Source organism: Gilliamella sp. Choc4-2, from assembly GCF_001690355.1.
Taxonomy (GTDB): domain Bacteria; phylum Pseudomonadota; class Gammaproteobacteria; order Enterobacterales; family Orbaceae; genus Gilliamella; species Gilliamella apicola_A.
The window spans coordinates 1-3,918 of record NZ_LZHG01000002.1 but is presented as its reverse complement, the minus strand read 5'-3'; the positions used below and the strand labels follow the sequence as shown (position 1 = coordinate 3,918).

Annotated in this window: 3 protein-coding genes and 2 pseudogenes; all 5 read right to left on the bottom strand. The window is 34.3% G+C overall.

Translation table 11 applies throughout. From position 1 onward, the window contains the following. Positions 1-1,047 (bottom strand): annotated as a pseudogene (locus A9G34_RS00345) (hypothetical protein); the annotation flags it as partial. An 8-nt stretch (positions 1,048-1,055) separates the two neighbouring features. Further along, positions 1,056-1,463, bottom strand: coding sequence for a hypothetical protein (locus A9G34_RS00340; protein ID WP_065568542.1), 408 nt, complete (start codon positions 1,461-1,463; stop codon positions 1,056-1,058). A 3-nt stretch (positions 1,464-1,466) separates the two neighbouring features. Continuing rightward, a complete protein-coding gene (locus tag A9G34_RS00335) occupies positions 1,467-2,267 on the bottom strand; it encodes a glycoside hydrolase family 108 protein (RefSeq protein ID WP_218055634.1) in 801 nt (266 codons plus the stop codon). Positions 2,268-2,521: 254 nt separating this feature from the next. Continuing rightward, positions 2,522-2,956 (bottom strand): hypothetical protein, encoded by a 435-nt coding sequence (locus tag A9G34_RS00330; protein ID WP_065568541.1) that lies wholly within the window; start codon positions 2,954-2,956, stop codon positions 2,522-2,524. Between the two features lie 2 nt (positions 2,957-2,958). Beyond that, positions 2,959-3,918, bottom strand: a pseudogene (locus A9G34_RS10655) (hypothetical protein); the annotation flags it as partial.

Sequence of the window (3,918 nt, the reverse complement as noted above, 5' to 3'; positions counted from 1 at the left end):
TTTCACCAGTAAATGCCCTATCTGCTCCGCTGTCCAACTTCTGCGTAATCCTTCCTTTAAATCCCTATCCGTAAAAGTCGGTGGCGGTAGGTCTTTTTTTCGTTGGGTTGAATATATTAGTGTGCCGGTTAAGATTTGCTGTAATTCTCGCATCGCCGGCGTGTAATCGGCTAAATCTAAGGTGGCAACGTTATTTTTGCTGATTTTATCAGATAATTCGCCTACCGTTGCCTTCTCTTCTATCGTTTTAAAACCTGACCAGTGCCATGGGCTAACTCGTTTTATGTGTTGCTGTGCGCCACTTTTAGTGTTTACCCAACCTTGTATTGGCATCCCTTGTTTATTCCCCGCCTGTATATATCGCCACACTGAATCAGGAGCGGCATCATCAACTGCTGTAAAACTTGTATTACTCGATTGCTCATTTAGTGAAACAGTACGCGGGTAATACACCGTGTTGTGCTCTGTCGCTGCCGGTAAATTGGTTAATGATAGTGGAAAGTGATTCCAATAATTTATCGAGCTATTTAGTTGCCCATTTTTTCCTTGTAGGTGAAAAACCTCTTTCGTGGCTATCCAGTAATGTCTGTTTTCTACCACAAAACGGATGGTTAATTCCGTGCCATTATTCTCATTCGATGACGATATACCACTCACTAATTCAACTTCATCAGGAATATCAGCTAGGGTTAATTCCGGATAATTCACTTGATAACGGTTAATCAACTCCGTTTTATTTGCCTGCGTTAAACGGTGCTTGCTAACTTCACCCCCCTTATTTTCAACTACCCCATTTATCCCTTTAATCACCATATTACTTGCATTATCTGAAAGATTGGATGATAACTTTAATGTATATTCTGGCTTAACTTTAACGTAATAATCACTAGCATTGCCAATAAACTGTATCCCCAATCCTGCCGGTAACGTCCCTTCAGCTTTAGCGGCCTGAATTAATCTTGCCTCTCTTTCAACTAATAAAATGGTCTTTTCACTTTCCGGTAACTGCTCTGCTAAGGCTCGGGTTTTACTGATAAATGCCGGCAAATCATCATTTAATAGTTTTCAATTTTTTCAGGAAGTAATGTTGCTTTCTTTGCAAAATAATATTCTCCATTAGGATTTGTAATCAAATTCCAAACTAAATTGCTTTCTTGTAGCTTAATAACCGCTGTACCATTTTTACCACCAAAAGTACTATCAAAATGAACTTCAATTTCATTATTAATTAATTTAGATGAAAAAGGTATCGGGCAATCTATCTTATTACCATAATTAACAATAGAACATAATTCCCCATCAACTTTATTATTAGCATCAATTTTCAATTGTATTGAAAAAACACTATAAGGTATTTGATTTTTTTCTAGATAAACTTCTTCGGTCCAAGTTTGATTAATATCTAAAGCGCATGCATAATCTAAATGTAATAAAAAAAATAAAACAAAAAATATGTTTCGCATACACTAATCCTCGTCAATTTTCACTGTTAAACAATCATCTACTCTATTTAACCAACCTTTTAGAAACACATAGTTTTTCGTATGGGTACCATCCTTTTTAATAGCTAAATTAGTATAATATTCTTTTCTAATTTCAGTAATACGTGTTAATAATTTATCCTGTTCAGAAAGAGAATTTATAATAAGAGCTGTTTCCTCACCCATTTTGCCATCAATATTAAGATTTTGATTAAACTCGTTCACTAGAAGTTGTTGTATTTTTTTTATTGCTCCCCCCGAAGTAATTGACCAATCATATATCATTAACCCTAATCTATCACTTTCTATTCTGCAAAATCCTTTTGGTTGCCAATATCTTTTTCTATAGATAATTTCAGCCTGTTCATCTGTAAGTTTTTTTAAATTATCTAAAGTAGGATCTATTCCCAAATCTTGCTTTGCATATGCCACCCATGTATTCCAAGCTATTCCTCTATTTGTTGCTCCTCCTGAATCATTTGGGTTATTTACATATCCTCCTTCATGCCTTAATACTATTTTTGAAATTCTATGAAATTTTATTGAACAATAATCTATTTTATTTTCTCTCAGAATAGAAATGCCCACAGGATGAATAAACCACGCTTTTCCATCCATTGATAAGTTAGAAAGTATCTGCGTGTTAGCATTAACAGGGGTTTGGTTAGAGATTGCTGTTTGTGCTTCTGCCACTTTTTTCCACCACAGTGAGAGTTTGATGCGCTCTTCTTTTTCTAGTTGCCAGTTGCTTTTGACATGTTCGTGCGCTTCGTCCACTTTTTTCATGGCAAAGTCTCGCCGATAAGGCTCGGTGATGCCAAGTTTATCTAATCCCGCTTCAATAAGCGCTTTTTGTTGTTGCTTTTCTTCTTCAAATAGCTCATCTATCTCATTCCATTTACTTAATGCTTCATCGGCATACCATTCACTTTCATATCTTATCAGTAAATGCCCTATCTGCTCCGCTGTCCAACTTCTGCGTAACCCTTCCTTTAAATCCCTATCCGTAAAAGAATGTCAGATTAAGCGAAACTATTGCGCTAATCCTCTTTTATTGAACTAATTAACACTAGTTGATCATTAATAAAATTATAGTATCTTCTTCTGTATCCTTCTTTATCTTCATTTTCATCAGGATCTGCTATTATTCCAGAAATAATAATCAAGCTACTATCTAAATGATATTCTATTAAAAACTCTTTTTCGCCATTTTCATCTTCTATTAAATAAGCATTAGGTAAGCCAATAACTTTGTTTGATAATAAGTTTCTAATTTCTCCACAAATAGCACCACCGCCACATCCATAGACCTTTACTAAATAATGATAAGCAAAGTTTGCATTTTTTATTTTTGTTTTAGTTTTAATAGCAAAATCGTTAAAATTTAAGTTAATATGATCTTTATCTTGAGCTACGCAAGAATAACTAGCGAAAAATAGAATAAAACATAAAATAAAATACTTAAATATTTTCATACTTATCTCCAATTTCCATTTTTCGATTCTCTCAATGCTTCAACCATTTGATCTGGAAGTATATGAGCCGAATTCAATCCATCACCTTGATAGTATGATGAACCTTCAAAAGTAGCAACTCGCCCCCCACTTATTGCTTTACCTTTACGTACCCCAGCTGATGCAAACTCTTTAGCCCAATCATAAATTGCATCTTCAATATCACCATTATGTTCTAAATATTTTATTATGTTTTTTCTTTTAATTTTTATTAAATATTCTTCAAATAAAGTATCTTGTGTTTCTTTATTATATTTCAGTGATAAATCTAACTTTAAATAAGTTACAGCAGCTTTTAAAGTTTGTGGAATTATTTGAAAACGTCCTGCAGCAAATATTTCCCTTTTTGTCTGCTTATCAATTAATTCTTCTATTGTCATAGAGGTCAAGTTAGTATTAAAAAAAGCCCTTAATTTTGGTTTGGTTTGGTTATAAGCTGAATAATCATTATTGGATTCTACTTTTCCTAATAATAAAGCAAACGGACTTTCTGCCCAACACTTCTTTTTTTCAATTATTTTAAAATAATCCACCATCGCCACAGGATGAATAAACCATGCCTTGCCGTCTGCGGATAGATTGGATAGTTTAGGCGTATTAGCTTCACTTTGTTCTGTGCTAGTTGTTTGATTTTGGGCTTGTGCCTGTGCCACTTCTTTCCACCATAAAGATGGTTTTATGCGCTCTTCTTTTTCTAGTTGCCAGTTGCTTTTGACATATTCGTGCGCTTCGTCCACTTTTTTCATGGCAGAGTCTCGCTGATAAGGTAAGGTTAGTCCGAGTTTGTTTAACTCTTCTTCGATGATTTCTTTTTTTTGCTGTTTTTCTTGTTCATATAGGTTATCTATCTCATTCCATTTACTTAATTCTTCATCAGCATACCATTCACTTTCATATTTCACCAGTAAATGCCCTATCTGCTC